Raw genomic sequence first — 3,548 nt, 5'->3', positions numbered from 1 at the left:
GCGGCCGGGCGGGCGGGGCCGGGTCCAATTGAGGAGCGCGCGGGGGGCTGCGAGACTTCTGGCCCCCATGGCCTCTTCCCGGCAGCAACTGGATGCACTCACCGGGCTGCGATTCCTCGCGGCCGCGCACGTCGTCGCCTACCACGTGTATCACCTGGTCTTCACCGGCACGGAGGCCCCGCCGGGGCTGCACGGGCTGCTCGACAGCGGGTACGTGGGCGTCAGCTTCTTCTTCGTCCTGTCCGGGTTCATCCTTGGGTACAACTACCTGGAGCGGCCGCCGGACACGCGTGAGGCGCGCAAGGCGTTCTGGGTGGCCCGCTTCGCGCGCATCTATCCCATCTACGCGCTGGGCCTGGTGTTCGCCGCGCCCGCGTACTTCAAGGCCCTGCGCGATGCGTGGGCGGTGAACCCCTCGGAGGGCTTGCGGCATGCGCAGGCGCTGGTGGTCACGCCGCTGCTGGTCCAGAGCTGGACGCCGTGGACGGCGATGGCGTGGAACGGCGCGGGCTGGTCGCTGGCGGTGGAGGCGGTCTTCTACGCGGCCTTCCCCTTCCTGGCGGGACGGCTGAACCGGCTGGGGAGCCGGGCGCTCGCGGTGGGCGCGGCGGTGGCGTACGGCGCCGCGCTGGTGCTCCCGGCGCTCTACATGGTGGTGGATCCGGACGGCACCGGGGGCACGGCGTCCGCGTACAACTCCGGGCCGTGGATGCTGGCGCTGCGGTTCAATCCGCTGGCGCGGCTGCCGGAGTTCATCCTGGGCATCCTCGCGGCGCGCTTCTTCGTGCTGCGGGCCACGGCGGCGCCGCGCTCGCATCCGGTGGCGCTGGCGGTGGTGGGCGGAGGGGTCATCGCGGCGCTGATGGGGAGCCCGTCGCTGCCCTTCCCGCTGCTGCACAACGGGCTCTTGGCGCCGGTGTTCGCGGCGTTGATCCTCCTGGTGTCGTGGAGCCAGGGGCCCGTGGCGTGGGTGCTGGCCTCACGGCCGCTGCTCCTGCTGGGGAAGGCGAGCTACGCGCTCTTCCTCCTGCACATGCCGGTGCTGTTCGCCTGGAAGTCCGTGCTCAAGCGGCTGGGCGAGGCGCCCACGTCCGCCTGGGCGGTGGCGGCGTTCGTGGTGGGCTCGGTGTGCCTGAGCGTGCTCGCGTACGAGCGCGTGGAGAAGCCCGCCCGGGGATGGATCCGCGACCGGTGGACGCGCCGCGCGGAGCAGCCCACGCCGGGCCTCCAGCCCCGGGGGTGAAGGCCTACGCGCTCTTCGCCTGGAGCGGGCGGTGCGCGCCGCGCTTCACGGGTCCCAGCTGCGCGAGGATGCGGCCGATCTCCACCAGCTCCACGGGCTTGACCAGGTGCAGGTCGAAGCCCGCGTCCTCGCTGCGGGCCCGGTCCTCCGGCGCTCCATAGCCCGTCAGCGCGATGAGGTGCGCGTCCGACTCCACGCGCGCCCGCAGCTGCTGCGCCACCTGATAGCCGTCCAGGCCCGGCAGGCCGATGTCCAGGATGATGACGTCGTAGGCGCCGGGGGTCGCCATGGCGAGCGCCTCCGGGCCGTCCGCGGCGACCGCGACGGTGTGGCCCCACATCTGGAGCATCTCGCTCAGGCCTTCACGCGCGTCGGGGTTGTCGTCGACCAGGAGGATGCGCCACTCGCCCCGGCGGGACTCGATGCGCTCCACGATGGCCTTGGGCCGCACGGTGTCCGTGAGCAACGGCAGCGTGATGGTGAAGGTGCTGCCCTGGCCCGGCCCCTCGCTGAAGACCTCCACCTGGCCGCCGTGCTCCTCCACCAGGTTGCGCACCAGGGTCAGGCCAATGCCCAGCCCGCCCCGGCTGCGCGCGAGCCCCGCGTCCAGCTGCGCGAAGAGCTCGAAGATGCGCCCCTGGTCCTCCGGCCGCAGGCCGATGCCCGTGTCCTGCACGGAGACGCGCACGCGGGAGTCCTCGGACAGATGGGCGCCCACGGTGACGATGCCGCCCTGGGGTGAGTACTTGGAGGCGTTGTCGAGCAGGTTGGTGAAGACCTGCTCCAGGCGCGTCCGGTCGCCGTCCACCCAGCAGGGCTCGGCGGAGAGGGCCTGGCGCAGCACGAGCCCCCGCTCCTCCATCACGGGCCGCGCGGCGGCGAGCGAGTGCTGCAGCACGGTGTTGAGGTCCAGCGGGTTGCGGCGCAGGGCGTACTTGCCGCGGGTGATGCGGCTGACGTCGAGCAGGTCGTCCACGAGGTGGCGCAGGTGGCTCACCTGCCGCTCGATGACGTCCCGGCGGCGCGCGTCGGCTTCGGACAGACCGTTCGAGTCCTTCTGCCCGAGCATCTGCACCGCGACGGAGATGGCGGCCAGCGGGTTGCGCAGCTCGTGGGCGAGCATGGCGAGGAACTCGTTCTTCTTGCGGTCGGCCTCCTCCAGGCGGGCGGCGTTCGCCAGGGCCTCGCGCTCCACGCGTCGCAGGCGCAGCACGCTGTTGACGGTGGCGATGAGCTCTTCGGGGTCGAAGGGCTGGGTGAGGTAGACGTCCGCGCCGGCGCGCAGGCCCGTGACCTTCTTCTCCGCGGTGATGAACGTGGCGGAGGTGTGGATGATGGCGACTTCGCGCGTGCGCGGATCCTCCTTCAGGAGCCGGCACACGTCGTAGCCGCTCATGTCAGGGAGCTTCACGTCGAGCACGACGAGGTCGGGAATCGCGTCCAGGGCGATGCGCAGCGCTTCACCGCCAGTGACCGCCTCCAGTACGTGGTAGCCCGCCTGACGCAGCGAGAAGGTGCCCAGGTAGAGGCTCGCGGGCGTGTCGTTGACGTGGAGGACAGTGGCTTTGATGGTAGCGAGCACGGGCGACGTTCCCTGAGAGGAGCCGGACCGATTTCTAGCGCGCGACAGGGACGCACGCGAACCGGGATCAGCCCGCCTCCTGCCCCCATGCGCACCGCGAGACCAACGCGGACGGCGAGTGTTGGAACCGTGACAGCCCGCCCGGTGACCAGGCGGGGAGACGGTCCTCCCTTCAGCGCCTCAAGGCTCCGTCCACACCGCCAGCTCGTTGCCCGTGGGGTCGGCGAAGTGGAAGCGCTTGCCTCCGGGGAAGCTGAACGTGTCCTTCACGATGCGCCCTCCGGCTTCGCGCACCTTCGCCAACGTCGCGTCCAGGTCCTTCGAATAGAGCACCAGCAACGCGCCCCCCTTCGACACCTCGCGCTCCTTGTCGAAGCCTCCGTTCAGCCTTCCGTCCATGAAGCTCGTGTAGTCCGGGCCGTAGTCCTCGAACTTCCAGCCGAACACGGCGCCGTAGAAGCGCTTCGCCTCCGCGATGTCCTTCACGGGAAGCTCGATGTAGTCGATGCGATGGTGCTGCTCGGCCTGCTGCGGTGCGGTGGACATGGCGTGCCTCCTCCAAATGGGAACACCCCCACCTTACGCACCCGCCCCCTGCTGCGATTGGACGAATCCGACTTCCGCCTGCTCGCGCACGTACGCCCCCGGCGTCAGCCCCGTCAGCGCCCGGAATTCCCGCACCTGGTGCGCCTGGTCGTAATACCCCGCCGCCAGCGCCCACTC

Annotated in this window: 3 protein-coding genes; 1 reads left to right on the top strand and 2 read right to left on the bottom strand. The window is 70.9% G+C overall.

The features are described 5' to 3' along the window. Positions 1-67 precede the first annotated feature (67 nt). Complete coding sequence (locus D7W81_RS40390; protein ID WP_120560634.1) at positions 68-1,243, top strand: acyltransferase family protein; 1,176 nt, start codon at positions 68-70, stop codon at positions 1,241-1,243. Between the two features lie 4 nt (positions 1,244-1,247). Here D7W81_RS40390 and D7W81_RS40385 read toward each other — a convergent pair whose 3' ends face one another. Both D7W81_RS40385 and D7W81_RS40380 read right to left on the bottom strand, forming a co-directional pair. Next, positions 1,248-2,825 carry a response regulator gene (locus D7W81_RS40385; RefSeq protein WP_120560633.1) on the bottom strand — a complete coding sequence of 526 codons (1,578 nt, stop codon included), beginning with the start codon at positions 2,823-2,825 and terminating at the stop codon, positions 1,248-1,250. 180 nt (positions 2,826-3,005) lie between these two features. Next, entirely contained in the window at positions 3,006-3,371 is a 366-nt protein-coding gene (locus tag D7W81_RS40380) for a VOC family protein (protein WP_120560632.1), read from the bottom strand. Between the last annotated feature and the right edge of the window lie 177 nt (positions 3,372-3,548).

The organism is Corallococcus aberystwythensis (assembly GCF_003612165.1).
In the GTDB taxonomy this organism is placed as follows: domain Bacteria; phylum Myxococcota; class Myxococcia; order Myxococcales; family Myxococcaceae; genus Corallococcus; species Corallococcus aberystwythensis.
Note: the sequence above shows the minus strand (reverse complement) of the source record. Positions and strands in the feature narration are given on the sequence as shown.